An 18125-nucleotide genomic window follows, 5' to 3' on the forward strand; every position below is an offset into this window, starting at 1 on the left:
TCTATTTCACTTTGTCGGCAGCAGCGCCGAGCAGCTTCATGTAATCGTCAATCGTATACGCAATCGATAGCGGAGTTGGCGTACCTGCCGCAACGAGTGGAGTATCCGAAGAGATGAATGCAACAGAACCACGTTCAATCGCCGGGATTTTACCAATCAGCGGATCGGCTTTAAGTGCTTCGTATAGCTTATCGTCGCCATAGCCGACAATAATATCGACATCGTTCAGCGCTTGAGCATTTTCGGCACTCAATTCAAGCGAGTAGCTAGTAGGATCGGTAATCAGCGAAGTAATGCTGTCCGGGTAAGTCAGACCCATTTCTTCAAGGAACGATACGCGAGTATCGACCGGCGTGTAGATATGTAATTTCGATAGATCGTCAGCAGAGAAATTCACCCAAGCGATCTTTTTGTCTTTTAATTGTGGATAGGCATTGAATTTGTCTTCGATCAATTTCTCGGTATCGGTAATCAACTGCTCGCCTTGAGCTTTCATGCCTATACCTTCTGCGGTCAAAGTGATTTGTTCACGCCACTTTGTTGTCCAAGGAGACGTTGGATACGCAACGACCGGAGCGATTTCGCTCAATGTATCGAAGTCTTCTTGCGTGATTCCGGAGTACGCCGCCAAGATCACGTCTGGCTTAGCATCGGAGATCGCTTCAAAATCAAGACCGTCTGTATCTTGGAATACATTTGGATTTGTTGCACCAAGTTCATCCAACTTTGCTTTCGTCCATGGCAATAAGCCGTTGTCTTCTTCTTGTACGCCGAAGTTCGCCGCCGAGAATCCGTCGGGTACGACACCAAGTGCCAAAGCGACGTCTTGATTGCCCCATTGAATGGTCACGATACGTTCTGGCTTTTTCTCCAGCACGGCTTCACCTAATGCCGACTTGATGGTGATCGGATATTGCGTGTCATCCGCTTCGGCAGCCGTTGTATTGCTATTCGCAGCTTGCTCCGTGTCCGATGTCGCCGTTGGATCTGTCGCCGCCGCTTCAGTCGAAGCAGGCGTCTCTGTAGTTGCTTTGTTGGCAGCACCACAACCTACCAGTGCCAAAATCAAAATCAATGAAACTAAGCCCAGCAACGAAAACTTTCTCTGTCTATTCATAAGCATCCCCTTTTGATAATGATTATCAACTTCAATTACTATATTCGTTTCCGTTACGACCTGTCAACGAAAACCTTTCATTTTTAAACATAAATTTGAATATAAAAAGAACCCTTTGGATAATCCCAAAGGGTTCAAGCCGTTGGAAAGTAACGTAATTGGAGTCTCTTCGCTTCTACCGCCTAACTACCTTTTTCGACAGCTTAAATCTTAAATTTCCCGATCACTTGATGCAGGTTTTCCGCCAAGTGCGACAATGCCGTCGAAGATGCCGAAATTTCTTGCATTGATGCGAGTTGTTGTTCGGCAGCAGCGGCTACGCCTTGCGAATGGTCGGAAGTTTCGCCAGCGATACTCAAAATACCCGACAAATTCACCGAAGCGTGTTGGACGCGAGAAGATACATCCTGCGTAGACGAAGACATCTGATCGACGCGATCGGTAAGGTTGCTCATCAGCGACAAGATTTCGTTGAAATTGGTCTGCGTGCTTTGTACAACTTCCAATCCAGCTTGAACTTCTAGACTAACTTGTTCAATCGATTGATTGGAGCGTTCCATGTCCTGTTGAATTTCATGAATCAGACCCGAGATTTGCGAAGAAGATTGTTGCGATTGCTCGGCTAGTTTGCGCACTTCATCGGCAACGACAGCGAATCCTCTGCCATGTTCGCCTGCTCGTGCGGCTTCGATTGCCGCGTTCAATGCAAGCAAATTGGTTTGCGCAGCAATCGAAGAAATAAATTGCGAAATCTCTTCGATTTCTTTGGAGCGACCATCCAGCATCTGGATGACTTTGCCGCTTTCTTTTACGGAGCGATCGATTTCTTGAATTTGCACAACGGTTTTTTCAACAAGAAGATCGCCTTCCGAAGCTTTACGAATCGTCTGATCGCTGACTTCAAGTACTGTCGCGGCACTATCCGAGATCGAACGCACGCCGATTACGACTTCATCAAGCGTAGAAGTGCTATCCGTTAAGCGATGAGACGAGTGTTCCGCGCCTTGCGCGACATCTTGAATCGACGTCGAGATCGTTTCGGTTGCAAGACTACTTTGCTCCGCGCTTGCCGAAAGTTCTTCCGAAGAAGCGGCAACTTGCTGCGAAGTATCGATGACTTCGTCGAATAGATTACGTAAATTTTGCGTCATATCGTTGAAACTATTTGCCAAAGTCGTCAATTCATCGCCGGTATGGTCGGTTACGCAACGCGTAAAATCGCCTTCACCTGCAAGTTTCAATGAACCGGCTACAGCGCTTAGACGTTTGCGGATACGACGTGTGAATAACAATACGGCTGCTGTTGAGACGACCAAAATACCCGCTAATACGATAACGAAAAGAGTGAAAAAGTCAGATAAGATTTTTTCGATGATGCTTTGCGGGGCTCCGACATAGAAAATGCCGATAATTTGATCTTGCGCATTCAAGATAGGACGGTAAGCGGCTTGATACGTATTGCCAGCCACATTGGCTTCGCCGACAAACAATTCGCCGCGATCCAGTACCGCTTGTTTGACTTTGTCGGATACTTGAGTGCCTACTGCGCGTTTGCCTTCAACTTGGACATTGGTGGCAACGCGCGTATCGCCTTGGAAGATCGTGACCGTGCCGCCGCTATCGCTACCGATATTGTCGACCAGATCAAAATTATCATTCATCAACGCAGTGCCTTTATATAATTTCCCGTCTGTAATACTCCAGTCTCCGGGGAAAGCACTGTCCATATAACGATAAGCTAATGCCAAATCGCCTTTTGCTTTTTCGGCTGCGAATGACTTGATTCCTTTACTCACTTGCTGGTGAACCAGAATCCCTACAATTCCGGCAAACAAAATCATAGCGGTGAGAAATAACAAGTTAATTTTCGTTCCTAATTTCAAAGATAAATGTAATTTTTTACGCACACTCTAGCGCTCCTTGTCACGTTTAATGCTAGTTATATCGGTAAAATTTAAAGTTTTTAAATACATTTCACCAAAAAAACGACAAAAAACAGGACTTTTAACATAAGTAAAAAGTCCTGCGATGTATTTGATAAAATTGAAACGTTTCGATCTATTAATGCTCTAAAATCCCTTCCGGCAGCGCTACAGGGAGGCAGAAAGCGAAGCATGTTCCGGAAGACGAAGAATGTTCCAAGCGAATATCCCCGTCCATCAATTGGACAAGCTGTTTGCAAATCGATAATCCAAGCCCTGTTCCGCCATAACGGTTCACGTAATTCGCGGTGTGCAGCTGAGTAAAAGCATGGAATAACTGAAGTTGCTTATCCGGTTCGATGCCGCTACCGGTATCGGTCACAGTGAAATGCAGATAGGTCTCGTCCGTGCCTTTTCTAGTCGTCAGCGATTCGCATGAAGCGTGAGGGTCGGAATCTGCATAAGCTTCAATACGAATTTCGCCAGACTCCGTAAATTTCAATGCGTTAGAGATTAAATTCACGAGAATTTGTCGAATTTTATTTTCGTCTCCGATCCATAGATCAGGCACGCTCAGCGGGATAATATCATGAAGCTGAATGTCTTTGCGCTGAGCTTCGGCTCGGAAAAGCTGCAACACGTCAAATAAACACCCACGCAATGAAAACGGCTCGCGAATCACTTCCATTTTGCCTGCATTGAGCTTCGAGTAGTCTAGAATCTGATTAAGAATCGTCATTAGCGAGCTGCCGCTGGTATGAATCAGATCCAAATACTCCGATTGCTTGGCGGTCAGCGGCGTCGATTGCAACATCTCGCCGATATTAAGGATGGCGTTCATCGGAGTGCGGATTTCGTGACTCAAGATCGCAAGCAGATTCGCTTTTTCTTCCATCGTTTTCTGGCGTTCTTCTTCCGCTGCACGCCACAATCGATACGTTTGATCCAGATCCAGCATATTTTCAAAAAAAGTCGCAAGCGATTGAAGCATCTCCACATCGCGAGCTTGGTACGCATAAAATTGATCGTCAAACGCGCAAAGCGAACCGAAAACTTTGCCGTCGCTGGTCTTGATCGTTACCCCCATAAAGGAACAACCGCCGACAAAAGGAGTCACGTCCATATCGCGGGTCAGTGGATGGGTCAAATTATTGTCGATGATCAAAGGCTCGGGTCCATTTTCCGTCACAAGATGACAGTACGAATCGGTATGATCGATAACCAGACCTTCTTCTAAAATAATCGCGCTGCGATTAATCGTATTTAGAACTTTCGTTTCCGCGTCGTCGCTGAGTGCAATACAAAAGGTGTTAGCGGGGATTGACTTGCTCGCGGTATCGACAATCTGCGCCGCAGAAGCATAAAGTTTGTCGGACAATACCTCTACAACGTCGATATAACTGGTTTTAAGCAAGATACTCGCCTCCAAAAAAATGAACGTTTCTTCAAAATCCCGAAGGTAAAAGAAAACGTAAATATATTTATTCATAAGTGTTAAATAATAGAAGTTGTTTATGCAAATTATTGGCTTTCTCTTCTAATAAACCGGGGTACAAGCGATTTAAACAGGCAAAATCATCTGATCTGCTCCTAATCATGTCATAACGTTGAACGGCATATGCAAAAGGGAATCATTGCTATTTTTACGCCGCTTCGCTATGCTAGTCTCAAACCGAACAAGAATGCGGGTGCTGGATGAAGTCCGGCTGAGATGGAAGCCTTATGCTTTCGGACCGTTAATCTGATCCAGATAATGCTGGCGTAGAGAACCTCATTCGAATTGTTGAAGCCATTCGTGTATTCTCGGATGGCTTTTTTGCATATTCGTAACGGCAAGCGGATCTCTGGAATAAGGAGAGGGCCATGACGAACACCTTAACACAAGAAGGACACCGAGAACGGTATTCGAGACAAATTTTGTTTCAGCCGATCGGTACGGAAGGGCAAAAGAAGTTATTGCAAAGCGCAGTCTGCATTGTGGGGATGGGTGCATTAGGCACGGTACTCGCCAGTCACATGGTGCGCGCAGGCGTAGGGCATGTTCGGATCGTTGACCGCGATTACGTGGAAATGAGCAATTTGCAGAGGCAAATGCTGTACGACGAACAAGATGCGGCAGAGTCTTTGCCCAAAGTCATTGCAGCAAAACGTAAATTGCAAAAGATTAATTCAAGCGTCTTCGTCGAAGAACTTTTTGCCGATCTGACTCCAAGCAACATCGATTCTGCCTTAGAAGGAATAGATCTGGTTTTAGACGGAACCGATAATTTTCAAACGCGTTTTCTACTCAACGACGGTTGTTACCGTGCGAATATTCCTTTTGTATACGGCGGAGCGGTGTCTTCGCGTGGGATCAGCGCGATCTTTGTTCCGGGCAAAACGCCTTGTCTGCGCTGCTTGGTTCCGGAAGCAGATTCCGGCGGAGAGACTTGCGATACGGTCGGCGTGATCTCGCCGGTCGTCGATATCGTCGCTTCTTATCAGGCGATTGAAGCGATTAAATGGCTTGTCGGCGATATAGAGGCGCAGCGAACAAGCGTATTGTCTTTTGATCTATGGCATCATCGGATTCACGAATTGAAGCAGACGCCGGCGCGAGTCGATTGTCCGTGCTGCGGCCTCAAGCTTTATCCGGCGCTGCACCAAGACGAGAAGTTAGTGTTGTCGTTATGCGGACGGGAATCGATCCAAATCTCCGGGCATGCCCCGTTCGACTTACAAGAGTGGGCGAATAAGCTTGAAGCCACGGCTAAATCAATCAAAGTCAATCCTTACCTGATCCGAATCGAACTGCTTGAACACGTTCGCCTTGTCCTATTCGAAGACGGACGCGTATTGGTGCAAGGTACAGACGACCCCGCAAGAGCGAGGACTCTGTACGACCGATACATCGGGAGCTGATCTTACCTTTGAGAATGGCTAAACAAGGAGGCGACTATATGAAAGATTTTAGATTATATGCGATTACAGGCGAAAATTTTCATCCAGGGCGAAGTCTGGAAGAAGTCATGGAGCAAGCGATCCTAGGCGGCGCGGACATCGTTCAATTTCGAGACAAATCCAGCGGTAAACATGAACTTTTGCAAAAAGCAAAAAGTCTGCGGCAATTGACTCGTCGGTATGGGGTACCGCTCATTGTCAACGATCATATCGATCTAGCGCTTGAAGTCAATGCGGACGGTGTTCATCTCGGGCAAGGAGATGTATCGCTTACCGAAGCGCGGCATCGACTTGGAAGCAAAATCATCGGAATCTCCACGCATGCTCTGCAAGAAGCAGTCGCTGCGCAGCAAAACGGCGCCGATTACATCGGCGTAGGTCCGATCTATGCGACGCAAACGAAAGCCGATGTCGTTGATCCTGTCGGATTGGACTATATTCGCGAAGTGTCGCCACACGTCTCTATTCCGTATGTGGCGATAGGCGGCATCAAGCTCAGCAATGTCGATGCTGTTATCGAAGCGGGAGCGACTCGAATATGCGCAGTCAGCGAGATTGTCGGAAGCGATGATCCTGCGGCAGTCTGCCGAGCTTTTCTCGAAAAATTGTCACTTAAGGAGCGGAGATCATAGATGGTGGAGCTGATCATTAACGGTACGGTTCGACAATTAGACGCTGCAACGCTGACCGAAGTCGTTGAACAACTTGGTTTGAACAATCGTCCGATTATCGCTGAAATTAACGGAGAAGTTGTGCTGTCGGAGCATTGGCAGCAGACCGAAGTGGCAGATGGAATGAAGATTGAATTCGTGCATTTTGTAGGAGGAGGCTGAGCCGCATGGATATTCAAGATCAATGGAAGATCGGCGATCAATTGTTGACGTCACGCTTTTTCCTCGGAACCGGATTATTCCCGAATCCGTTCGTACAGACGCAAGCGATTCAGGTGTCAGGCGCCGAAGTGCTGACTTTTGCGATTCGCCGAGTGAATCTGGCAAGCAGTGAAGACGATAGCATTTTGCAGCATATCGAACCGGATCGATTTCGTTTTTTGCCGAACACATCCGGTTCGCGCACAGCCGAAGAAGCGGTGCGGATCGCAAGACTAGCTCGCGCTTCGGGACTCAGCGATTGGATCAAAGTCGAGATTGCGGCAGATGAACGAACCTTGTTGCCCGATCCGATCGAGACATTGAAAGCGACAGAGATTTTGGTGAAAGAAGGCTTTACGGTGCTTCCGTATATCTCGGATGACCCGATCATGTGCCGGAAGCTAGAAGAAGCGGGAGCGGCTGCGATCATGCCGGGCGGCGCACCGATCGGAACTGGATTAGGGCTGCTAAATCCGTATCATATCGGGCTGATTATAGAAGAAGCGAAAGTTCCGGTGATCGTCGATGCAGGGCTGGGAACAGCGAGCGACGCGGCGCTTGCGATGGAACTAGGCGCGGCGGCAGTCTTGATGAATACGCCTGTAGCGAAAGCTCAAGATCCGGTGAAGATGGCGCTTGCGATGCGGTTAGCGATCGAAAGCGGACGCCTTGCGTATCTTGCGGGGCGTATGCCGCAAAAAAGATACGCGTCTGCCAGCAGCGAATATCATTCGCTAAAGATCAAGTGAGCGGAAAAGAGGTTGCCGTATGAATACATCGTTTATCGTGCTGGGCGGCGGCATTATCGGGCTTGCTTGTGCGCTGGAGCTGCGGCTGCGCGGCGCCGCAGTGACGGTGCTTGAAGCCGAAACGTGCGGCGGACAAGCTTCGGGCGCGGCGGCGGGAATGCTCGCGCCGTATTCCGAAAATCCGGAATCGCCGGATGAATTTTTCCGGCTCTGCCGGGAAAGCCTGGATCTATACCCGAATTGGCAGCAGCGAATTCGGGAATTATCCGGTATAGACTTCGAATATACCGAGAGCGGAAGCCTGTATGCCGCTTATCACGAAGCGGATCTGCTGGCGCTGGAAAGCCGGCTTCGCTGGCAGCGCCAGCATGGTTCGAGCGGCGAGCTGCTGCGCGGCGCTGCGCTGGTCTCGGCGGAGCCGGGGCTATCGCGGCAAGTGGTGGCGGCGCTTCGCACGCCGGAGGAGCGGCATGTGTATGCGCCGGATTTAGTCGGCGCGTTAATTGCGGCGTGCTTGAACGCCGGGGTGTTGATCCGCGAGCAGCTTGGCAAGCTTGAGCTTGCGGCATGGGAGCGCGGCGTGGAAGTTCGCGCAGCCGGGGATTCCGGCGAAGCGGTCTTTCAAGCAGATCAACTGGTGATCTGCACCGGGGCGTGGGCAGGGCATCTGCCAAGCGAGCTTGGGCTTGAATTGCCCGTGCATCCGATTCGCGGGCAAATCTGTGCGTATCCATGGGATACGCGGCAAGCCGGCACGGAGCCTGTGCGGCATATGATCTTCAGCAGCCAAGGCTACTTGGTGCAAAAAGCAAACGGAACGCTCGTCTGCGGAGCATCCGAAGACGTAGCGGGCTTTGACACAAGCGTGACGGAGCGCGGTATCGCGCGCTTGCTGCGCTGGAACCGCTCGGTGCTGCCTGCGCTGGAAGACAGGCAGCCGATCCACCGCTGGGCGGGGCTTCGCCCAGCGACTTTGGATGGTCGCCCTCTGATTGGGCGACTGTCGCGCGCAGAGCGCGTGATCCTTGCGGCGGGGCATTACCGCAATGGGATTTTGCTCGCTCCGGCGACGGCGAAGCTCGTCGCGGATCTTGCGCAAGGGCGCGAAGCAGAGCCGTGGCAACAGGCTTTTCGTCCAGAGCGTTTTCATCGCCAAACGGTACATCGACCATAAATTTAATCGATCCGTTTCTTCTATTATTGATTTAGAAGAAACGGATTTTTGCGTGGAACAGAATAGGTTGGCGGTAACTCATTTTGTACGTAAACTAAAAAGATCAAATAAAAATAGAACATTTAGGAACAAGATGCCCGAAAGACTCGTCTTTCTTTATGAAGAGTTCGATCTAACGTACAGGTACGTTTTTTAAGGAGTGAATAGAAGATGAAAGACGTTACGATTTTGATCGCGGACGACGAGCAAGAAATTGCCGATCTGGTCGCGTTGCACTTAGAAAAAGAAGGATATCGGACGCTGACCGTACATACCGGGCAAGAAGCGATACAGCGGGTGCAGTCGCAGCCGATCGACCTGATTATTTTAGATATTATGATGCCTGAAATGGACGGTTACGAGGTGACGCGGCAGCTTCGAACGCAGTACCGGATGCCGATTATTTTTCTCAGCGCCAAAACGTCCGATCTGGATAAAATCACAGGGCTTGTGATCGGAGCGGACGATTATATGACGAAGCCTTTCAATCCGATGGAACTGGTCGCTCGCGTCAATGCCCAGATTCGCCGTTCGACCCAGCTCAATACGCCGGAGAAACGCAGTTCCGTTATCGAAATCAACGGACTGACGATCGATTCCGAACAGCGTCAAGTGCAAGTCTATGCGCAAACCGTAGAGCTAACGCCCAAAGAATTCGATATTTTATATTTGCTTGCCAGCCATCCCAAAAAAGTGTTCAGCGCGGAAAATATTTTTCGCCATGTATGGGAAGACGATTATTTCGAGAGCGGCAATACCGTGATGGTGCATATCCGTACCCTGCGCCGAAAATTAGGCGAAGATTTGGAAAAAAACAGATGGATCAAAACGGTGTGGGGGGTCGGCTATGCGTTTAATGGCTAGGCTGACGCGAAGTTTCCGAATGCGAATGATTGTCCTGCTCGGTCTGAGTATGCTGCTTTCCGGTACGGTCACTTACCTGATTTATAAAGGATTGCAAATCTACTACGTGGAAAATGCGAAGTTTGGCGATTCTCTTGCGAATTTCCGTAAATTTATTCGCGATGTCGGCGACTTGAACTTTTTCTTGATCTTTTTTGTGCCGTTTGCGATTTTCTTTTTCTTTTTGCTGACGAAGCCTTATGCGCGTTATTTTCGTGAAATTTCGATCGGGATTCACCGGCTGGCGAACGGAGATTTTGAAAATCGGGTAGAGATTCGTTCCAGCGATGAGTTTGGCAGTATTGCGGCAGATATGAATGAAGCAGGCGAAAAATTGAAAAAAGCCGTAGAGCGCGGTGAATTCGCCGAAAATAGCAAAGACCAGTTGATTTTGAATCTGGCTCATGATCTGCGCACGCCGCTCACTTCGGTTTTGGGCTATTTGGATGTCATTTTACGCAACGAAGAATTGCCGCGAGAGCAGGTGCAGCATTATACGAATATTGCGTTTACGAAGTCCAAGCGGTTGGAACGATTGGTGGATGAATTATTCGAAATTACGCGAATGAACTATGGCATGTTGCCGTTACATACACAGACGCTCGATCTCGGCGAATTATTGATCCAGATGCAAGAAGAACTCTATCCTGTGTTTGAACAAAACGGTCTGACCGCCAAACTCCGGATTCAGCCGGGAATTCAGATTCAAGCCGACGGCGAATTGCTTGCCAGAGTGTTTGAAAATTTACTGATCAACGCGGCTCGCTACGGGCAAGACGGACAGGTGATTGAAATTCAGTGCCAAGCGGAGCCGGATCAAGCGGTCGTCACGATTACGAATTATGGCGATCGTATTCCAGAGCATGAACTTCCGCATGTATTCGAGATGTTCTATACCGGAGATTCGGCGCGGGTATCTCATCATCAAGGCGGGGGTACAGGTCTAGGTCTATTTATCGCCAAAAATATCGTCGAGCGCCATCACGGACAGATTGCGGCAAAAAGCGATTCTATTCGGACTTCGTTTGAAGTCAGCCTACCGATTACTCCTGCTTCTTAAGAAAAACTTTAACTTCGTCCTCGCTTTTTTTTAAACGCTGCCTTCTATGCTGAGATGTATAGAGACATAGGAGGGCTTGGATCAATGAAAAAGTGGATGTTTGCTACGATAGTTATTGCGTTATTGCTTACGATAACGATATTTAAATTAGCCGAACAACGAGGGTGGATCGCTTCGGATTCAGGAATTTCAGCCGCAGACGGAATCATCCAAGAAATTGCTCTTCAAAGCAGCGGTCAATCACTTGAAGTTAGCGACGAAGAGTTATACAGCGGCGATCTGCTGCTTGTGAATAGCGAATATCCGATCCATCCGCCAGGTACACAGCCCGACGTGACGAAGTTATTCGGCAATTCGGAACTGACCGGGCCGGCTGCATTGCTAGATAGCGAGTTACAGTTGTCCAGACGAGTCGCATTGAAATTCGTTGTAATGGTTGACGCGGCTGCGCAAGACGGAGTGAGTCGGTTCCTTATCAGCAGCGGCTATCGGGACGAACGGGAGCAAAGCCGATTGTATAAAGAAAAAGGAGCCGAATACGCGCTTTCTCCCGGTTATAGCGAACATCATCTTGGATTGGCACTGGATATTGGCTCTACGGAAGGTACGATGGCAGAAGCCAAAGAAGGACAATGGCTTGCCAAACATGCCGCTCAATACGGATTCGTTTTGCGTTATCCCGCACATAAAGTAGGGATCACCGGAATCTCGTTTGAACCGTGGCATTTTCGGTATGTCGGATTGCCGCATAGCGTTTTGATGCAAAAAAATGATATGGTACTGGAAGAGTATTTGAATAGACTTCAAGATCAATCTTCGATTTCGACTACGATAGAAGGCAAAAAATACGAAGTCTATTATTATGCACCCGATCAGTTGACGAAGCTGAAAATACCGAATAACCGCGATTATGCGCTATCCGGCGATAACCGAGGCGGATTGATTTTGACGGTATATCCGTGAGTCACGACGTTTAAGTGAAAGATGGAGGAGAAACATGAAACAGATCAAACTGGCTGTAATCGGGCTTGGCAATATGGGACGCAATATGATCCATCGCCTTGTGCCCCGTTATGCCGATCAAGTAGAATTGGTCGCACTGTGCGACAGTAGCGAAGATCAGTTGCAACGCGAGAGCGAAAAGGTCGCCGGTTCTCCGAAGCTTTATACCGATTATCGGGTCTTGCTTGCCGAGACGGATGCAGACATCGTCTATATTGCCGTTCCGCCGTCGATGCACTGCGATGCGTTCAAATTAGCGTCTGAGCGAGGGCTGCATGTATTTTGCGAAAAGCCGCTTGCGAATAGTCTGGAAGAAGCCAAAGAAATGATGGAGTTATCGAAGCAATCCGATCGATTGAACGTGATCCATTTTTCATTCCCGCTGGAGCCGACGGTGCTGAAATTCCGCGAGTTGATTGCTCAAGGTGCCGCAGGGGAGATCGAGCAGGCACATCTTTATTTGGAATTCCCGCGTTGGCCGCGAGATTGGCAACAAAATGATTGGATCGGCACGCGCCGCGAAGGCGGTTATTTGCTCGAAGTCGGGATTCATTGGATCAATCTGATCCAGCAAACTTTCGGAGCGATCGTTGAGGTGCGTAGCGACGTTCAATTCCCTGCCGATAAAAGCTTATGTGAGACCATCACGACGGCTACATTACGTCTGGAAAGTGGCTTGGAGATCCAATTGTCGGGAACGGATCAGCGTGAAGGTGAAGAACGGGTATCGCTTGTGGTACAAGGTTCGGGCGGCACGGTCGCGTTAGAAAATTGGGGCAATCTGTTCGTTGGGGCATGGGGTGAAGCGCCGCAACTTGTCGAGGTTGAATCAGACGATGAAGACGACAAAATTCACTTGCCGATCTTTGGACGGATTTTGCAAATCCTAAACGGAGAACAAGCAACGGTCTACGATTTCAAAGATGGCTACCATGCTCAATTGGTGCTGGAAGCTTTGAGAAACCCGTCTGAAGATGGCGGATTTATCGATCTGAGACCTCAGTTATCTATGTGAATAAAAGTGTGATTGCAGAGCCGACCTTCTGATTATGGGAAGGTCGGCTCTTGCGTCTGTTCAAGACGAAACGGTATAGTTAATCTATTCTGTAAGCGTTAACAAAAATCTGCGAAGGAGCTGATTTTTTGTCTGTTCAGCCTGCTTATAATGCGGCTTCCGATGTGCAAAATCCGAATAAAGGTCATACCCTTGCCGATATGCCGGTACACGACCCGTTCATTTTAGCCGATCCTACTTCCTCCACTTATTATTTGTATAGCGGAGCTTCGCCAAGATTAAATGGAGTTGATCGGTGCGGTGTGCTTTTTTATAAAAGCCAAGATTTGAAAAGTTGGGAAGGGCCTTATCTGGCGTTCACGATTCCCGATGGAATATGGGCAGATCCGCATCACGGCGCTTGGGCGCCGGAAGTGCATGAATACCGGGGAAAGTATGCGCTGTTCGTCACGCTGCACAATGAATATCGACCGCTGCCGGGAGAACCGGTTCAAGGGTATTCGCAGCATCTTCGCGGAACCGCTATCGCGATCAGCGATTCGCCGGAAGGGCCTTTTGAGCTGGTCGATCCAGATCGACCTATCGTTGATTCTTCGCTGATGACGTTAGACGGAACGCTATATATCGACGAGAACAATGACCCGTGGATGGTCTATTGTCATGAGTGGGTGCAGACGCTGGACGGAACGATTGAAGCCGTGAGATTAACGGAAGACTTGTCTGCTGCTGCTTCGGAGCCGATGATCATCATGCGAGGTTCGGAAGCGCCGTGGTTGGATGAAGTTTTGCCTACGTATGTCACGGACGGTTGTCAGCTTTATCGCACGAAGAACGGCAATTTGCATATGCTTTGGAGTAGTTACGAGCATGGCAGCTATGTGCAGACAATCGCGCGTTCCGCGAGCGGGAAGCTTCAAGGACCTTGGGAGCAACTGGCTCCGCTAGTCAAAAACGATAGCGGACACGGAATGTTTTTCCGCACGTGGGACGGAGAATGGATGTTGGTGCTTCACCGTCCTTTTTCGATGCCGGATTCCAGAGCTTACCTATACCGAATTTCCGATAGCGGCGATACCTTCGAACTTGCTTGAATCCAGCAAAAAACCGGCGTTCCTACGGCGTATCTTTTGCCGTTGGAACCCGGTTTTTGTGACGTGTATTTATTTTTTGGACATCGATTTATCTGAGTCTGGACGTCGTTCCACTCTAAGCCACAAAATACCGCTAGTTAGCGCGTAAGCGGCAACAACGAGACTGAAAATACCCGCGACCAGATTATCGAGCATATTGATTCCGACGAGGATCATAATGGCTGCGAGTACGAAGCGAATCAAGGAACGGCTGTGCTTTTTTACATTCATCTAAAAGTCTCCTTCGATAACGATGATGGGTGCTCATACGTAGCGTAGAGGGAATCGGTTTCATTAAAATGAATCCCGATGTCTTTTATCCGGTAAAGCAATAGGATTTAAGGTGGTTTTGGTTTATAGTAAATAGAGACACGACATTGCAGGCAGCTTCTTCGCTTACCGGCAGTAGAACCGGGCGACGGACGCATAGCCTGTTTACTTGGCAAATATACGGATAAGGCAGGTTTTGTTATGAGTAGCGTAGTGAAAAAGACAGACGTGATCTTAATCGGGGCCGGAGTCATGAGTGCGACGCTCGGAACCTTGCTAAAAGAACTAGCACCGGACTGGGAAATCAAAACGTTCGAGAAACTGGCTAGCGCAGGCGAAGAAAGCTCTAATGAATGGAACAATGCCGGTACAGGTCATGCGGCGTTATGCGAATTGAATTACACGACGGAAAAAGCGGACGGTTCAATCGATATTACAAAAGCCGTCAATATTAATGAACAATTTCAGTTGTCTCGGCAATTTTGGGCACACTTGGTCAATCACGGGTTGCTGCAAAATCCAGCCGAGTTTATTCGTCCGATCCCGCATATGAGCTGGGTGAGCGGCGAGAAAGACGTCGATTTTTTAGGCAAGCGATTTAAAGCGCTATCAGGAAATCCGTTATTCCAAGGGATGCACTATTCGGAAGATCACTCCAAGCTTCAAGAATGGATTCCGCTCATGATGAACGGACGCGAACCTTCGGAAAAAGTAGCGGCGACGAAAATCGATTCCGGTACAGATGTGAATTTCGGTGCGTTGACGCGGCTTCTTTTCGATCATTTGAAAAGCAAAGGTTCTGAGGTACATTACCGCCACGCGATTCGCGATATTAAGCGTGCGCCGGGCGGCGGTTGGCGCCTAAAGGTACAAAATTTAGATAATAATCAAGTCGAGCATCATGAAGCGCGCTTCGTCTTTATCGGTGCGGGCGGCGGCAGTCTGCCGCTGCTTCAAAAAACAGGGATTCCTGAATCGAAGCATATCGGCGGATTCCCGGTAAGTGGACTGTTTATGGTCTGCAAAAAGCCGGAAGTCGCAGAAAAACACCATGCCAAAGTATACGGAAAAGCGAAACTCGGCGCGCCGCCGATGTCGGTTCCCCATCTGGATACCCGCTATATCGATGGCAAAAAAGCGTTGTTATTCGGCCCGTTCGCGGGCTTTACGCCGAAGTTCCTCAAAACCGGCTCCAATATGGATTTGATCGGTTCGGTCAAACCAAGCAATCTGTTCACGATGCTTGCCGCCGGAGCCAAAGAAATGGGCTTGACCAAGTATTTGGTGCAGCAATTGATGTTATCGAATGCTCAACGCATCGCGGAACTACGCGAGTTTATTCCGGATGTCAAAGACGAAGATTGGGAAGTCGTGACTGCGGGTCAACGTGTCCAAGTCATCAAAGACACGCCGCAAGGCAAAGGCACCCTTCAATTCGGTACTGAAGTTGTCAGCGCTGCTGACGGTTCGGTCGCGGCATTACTCGGCGCTTCGCCGGGTGCTTCGACAGCGGTACACGTCATGCTCGAAGTGATGCAGCGTTGTTTCCCGGAACAAATGCCGCAGTGGGAAAGCAAAATCAAAGAAATGATTCCGTCTTACGGCGTGAAGCTGTCGGACAATCCAGAGATGTTCAAAGAAATTTTCGATGCGACCGCCGAAGCGCTGAAGCTCGAAAAGATCGCAGCGGTGCAAAGCTAAGCCGGATTGCATCCGAATAGGACTGAAAAATAAAAGACCGAGTCTTTCCGTATATGCGGAAGGACTCGGTCTTTTTGAGCATGAATAGGTGTAGAGTCTTAACTATTCTTCTATTCCTTGATCGGCAAGATGTGCATTTCGCCATCGTCGATCGGTTGGATCGTAATTGGCTGCTTCAATTGATTCATATAATCAATCGCGTTATATAGCATCACTGCGGCTTCGGCGCGCGTAATTTCTTGTTGCGGGTGGAACTTTTTATCGGCATCCAGCTCTACGATTTCGAGAGCAATTGCAAGCTGCGTCGAGCCAAGCGATAGGATATCGAACTGATCTTCGTCTGCGATTTCCGGTACAAGGATATTAATCATCGGCAGATTGCCCGCTGTTTTGAGTGAATCGATCAAGTAATCGACATAAGCTTCGCGCGTGATTTTATCTGTAGGTTTCACGTCGGCTGGGATACTTGCGCCGCTATTGGCTGCATCTAAGAAAGCTGCTGCATACCAAGCATCGTTTTTCACTGCCGGGAATAGATCGTGTGCAGTCTTCGTTAGATCGGTATCCGGCAATTGCAGCTTCGCAAGATTCAGACCGTTCGAGATAAATTGCACGGCTTGAGCTTGCGTCAGTGTAGCGTTCGGTGCGAACGAAGTTGCGCTTACGCCTTTCAAGATGCCTTTTTCTTGCAGAGACTGAATTTTGTTTTGACCCGGCACGTTGTTCAAATCTTTGAACGTCGATGGCGTTGCGGCGAACATCGAACCACTCAGCGAAGCGGTTAAGATCGAAGCGGACATCAGGGAAGCAGCTAGTTTCTTTTTCATTTCAAAAAAACCTCCTAGAAAATTTGTGGATGATTCTCGTTTTCTTCTTCTTGTCTACCCAGACGAAACGTTTTCGGAAAAGGTTGCGTGAAAATGGAAATGAGATCTTGAAATACGCTAGCGCTATAAATAAAAAGATGCCAACAGGTTTAAAAAACCGGTCAGCATCTAATAAATAAAGTCTAAGTTTTTTTTGTGAAATCAGCTACACTGATTAATTCAAAATCATTTTCGTTCACCAGATAGCTATTAAAAAATTTAAATTCAATTCCTGTGAGCTTATGGAAAAATTCGATATTGGCTTTCCAATCGCGATCAAGCATTTTACGCATATCGATGATGTTTTTTCTAACTACCAAATCTATAATACTTTTCATCTTCATTGGTTTTTGCACAGTAATATGTTGGTCTAAAGGTTCAAGCTTTAAATATCCTTTTCGATGTAAAGCTGCATAAAAATTACGATGTTCTTTGGGCGGCATTAATCCTAATTGAGCAGCGCGATAACCAAGTACTTGCAAAGAAGTCTTCCATTTTTTCTTGAGTTCCAAATAACTATCTGGGTTCGTAATTCGAATAATATGCTTCATATCTTTAGAAAACTCTTCTTCAGGGATTAAAAAAGCACAAGCAAATGTGTTAGCTTCATTCTCAATATTTTTATGTTCTTGGCGACTTAAATTGCTAAATTCTAATCGATAATGTAAAAGCAAATGTCCTAATTCGTGTGCAATATCGAAATTTCTACGAGCTGCTGAGTACTTTAAATTGCCTAAAATAATATAAGGACGATCTTCCTGAGTCCAAAGACTGTAGGCATCAATGTCTGGACCTATTGCTTTTTCGAATACAAATATACCACTTTTTTCAATCGCAAATAATAAATTATTATTATGATCGGGCGGAAGGTCGAGAAGTTTGCGCGCTATAGCTGCTGCTTTTTGAATTTGAATCAGACGATCTTCTGTAGATTCGCTCAAATATTCGATAATTTTTTCTCTAAGTTGAATAATCTTGAGCAAAGGCATATTGATTTTGGTTGTAATGTAGTCAATGAAAACGTCTAGGTATTCAATATGTTTAGCTTCGGATTGACTTTTTGAGACAGTGTTTAAAATTTTAGATCGATAAGCTATGTTTGCAACATTTACAGCTGTCGGTCTATTACTTTTCAAGAGCATATCTTTTTCATAAAAGTATTTGCTTTTTACATCGAAAATTCGTTTCAGCTCATTTACAATTTGTATTTTAGGAGATGTATATCCATTCTCATATTGCCAAATCGTTTGCTCAGTAACGCCTAGTTTTTCGGAGAGCTGATTTCTCGAATATCCATGCATGATTCTTAAATTGGTTAAATTTTCACCAATGAACATGCCTGTTCCCTCCTGGTTTTAGGAACTT

17 protein-coding genes and 1 riboswitch are annotated in these 18125 nt (G+C 47.6%); of the genes, 11 read left to right on the top strand and 6 right to left on the bottom strand.

The window, feature by feature from the left end:
- Position 1: 1 nt before the first annotated feature.
- The 3 genes from NOM90_RS13410 to NOM90_RS13420 form a co-directional block, all read right to left on the bottom strand.
- Positions 2–1117 (bottom strand): iron-siderophore ABC transporter substrate-binding protein, encoded by a 1116-nt coding sequence (locus NOM90_RS13410; RefSeq protein WP_255942584.1) that lies wholly within the window; start codon positions 1115–1117, stop codon positions 2–4.
- Between the two features lie 203 nt (positions 1118–1320).
- Entirely contained in the window at positions 1321–3024 is a 1704-nt protein-coding gene (locus tag NOM90_RS13415; protein WP_255942585.1) for a methyl-accepting chemotaxis protein, read from the bottom strand.
- 154 nt (positions 3025–3178) lie between these two features.
- Positions 3179–4453 (bottom strand): ATP-binding protein, encoded by a 1275-nt coding sequence (locus NOM90_RS13420; protein ID WP_255942586.1) that lies wholly within the window; start codon positions 4451–4453, stop codon positions 3179–3181.
- 260 nt (positions 4454–4713) lie between these two features.
- Positions 4714–4824, top strand: a riboswitch (TPP riboswitch).
- A 78-nt stretch (positions 4825–4902) separates the two neighbouring features.
- Between NOM90_RS13420 and NOM90_RS13425 the strand changes: the two genes are divergently transcribed.
- The 10 genes from NOM90_RS13425 (at position 4903) to NOM90_RS13470 (ending at position 13884) form a co-directional block, all read left to right on the top strand.
- Entirely contained in the window at positions 4903–5940 is a 1038-nt protein-coding gene (locus NOM90_RS13425) for a ThiF family adenylyltransferase (protein ID WP_255942587.1), read from the top strand.
- Positions 5941–5978: 38 nt separating this feature from the next.
- Complete coding sequence (gene thiE / locus NOM90_RS13430) at positions 5979–6611, top strand: thiamine phosphate synthase (RefSeq protein ID WP_255942588.1); 633 nt, start codon at positions 5979–5981, stop codon at positions 6609–6611.
- The gene (gene thiS, locus NOM90_RS13435) at positions 6612–6812 is read left to right on the top strand and encodes a sulfur carrier protein ThiS (RefSeq protein WP_255942589.1); all 201 of its coding nucleotides are present in this window, start codon (positions 6612–6614) and stop codon (positions 6810–6812) included.
- A gap of 5 nt (positions 6813–6817) precedes the next feature.
- Positions 6818–7600, top strand: coding sequence for a thiazole synthase (locus NOM90_RS13440; protein WP_255942590.1), 783 nt, complete (start codon positions 6818–6820; stop codon positions 7598–7600).
- A 19-nt stretch (positions 7601–7619) separates the two neighbouring features.
- The gene (gene thiO, locus NOM90_RS13445; RefSeq protein ID WP_255942591.1) at positions 7620–8774 is read left to right on the top strand and encodes a glycine oxidase ThiO; all 1155 of its coding nucleotides are present in this window, start codon (positions 7620–7622) and stop codon (positions 8772–8774) included.
- Between the two features lie 210 nt (positions 8775–8984).
- Positions 8985–9677, top strand: a complete 693-nt coding sequence (locus NOM90_RS13450) for a response regulator transcription factor (protein WP_255942592.1) — start codon at positions 8985–8987, stop codon at positions 9675–9677.
- The gene (locus NOM90_RS13455) at positions 9670–10776 is read left to right on the top strand and encodes a HAMP domain-containing sensor histidine kinase (protein ID WP_255943031.1); all 1107 of its coding nucleotides are present in this window, start codon (positions 9670–9672) and stop codon (positions 10774–10776) included. Before NOM90_RS13450 ends, NOM90_RS13455 begins: the two co-directional genes overlap by 8 nt.
- A gap of 84 nt (positions 10777–10860) precedes the next feature.
- Entirely contained in the window at positions 10861–11739 is an 879-nt protein-coding gene (locus NOM90_RS13460; RefSeq protein WP_255942593.1) for a M15 family metallopeptidase, read from the top strand.
- Between the two features lie 34 nt (positions 11740–11773).
- Complete coding sequence (locus NOM90_RS13465; protein ID WP_255942594.1) at positions 11774–12793, top strand: Gfo/Idh/MocA family protein; 1020 nt, start codon at positions 11774–11776, stop codon at positions 12791–12793.
- 128 nt (positions 12794–12921) lie between these two features.
- Positions 12922–13884 carry a glycoside hydrolase family 43 protein gene (locus NOM90_RS13470; RefSeq protein WP_255942595.1) on the top strand — a complete coding sequence of 321 codons (963 nt, stop codon included), beginning with the start codon at positions 12922–12924 and terminating at the stop codon, positions 13882–13884.
- Between the two features lie 69 nt (positions 13885–13953).
- Here NOM90_RS13470 and NOM90_RS13475 read toward each other — a convergent pair whose 3' ends face one another.
- On the bottom strand, positions 13954–14154 hold the full coding sequence (locus NOM90_RS13475; protein WP_255942596.1) for a hypothetical protein: 201 nt from the start codon (positions 14152–14154) through the stop codon (positions 13954–13956).
- A gap of 240 nt (positions 14155–14394) precedes the next feature.
- Here NOM90_RS13475 and NOM90_RS13480 point away from each other — a divergent pair, with 240 nt between their 5' ends.
- Complete coding sequence (locus NOM90_RS13480) at positions 14395–15894, top strand: malate:quinone oxidoreductase (RefSeq protein WP_255942597.1); 1500 nt, start codon at positions 14395–14397, stop codon at positions 15892–15894.
- Between the two features lie 110 nt (positions 15895–16004).
- Here NOM90_RS13480 and NOM90_RS13485 read toward each other — a convergent pair whose 3' ends face one another.
- Both NOM90_RS13485 and NOM90_RS13490 read right to left on the bottom strand, forming a co-directional pair.
- Positions 16005–16721, bottom strand: a complete 717-nt coding sequence (locus NOM90_RS13485) for an S-layer homology domain-containing protein (RefSeq protein ID WP_255942598.1) — start codon at positions 16719–16721, stop codon at positions 16005–16007.
- Between the two features lie 182 nt (positions 16722–16903).
- Complete coding sequence (locus NOM90_RS13490; RefSeq protein ID WP_255942599.1) at positions 16904–18097, bottom strand: spr1629 family repressor/antitoxin; 1194 nt, start codon at positions 18095–18097, stop codon at positions 16904–16906.
- Positions 18098–18125: the final 28 nt, after the last annotated feature.

The sequence above is a fragment of the Saccharibacillus sp. JS10 genome (genome assembly GCF_024436065.1).
Lineage (GTDB): Bacteria > Bacillota > Bacilli > Paenibacillales > Paenibacillaceae > Saccharibacillus.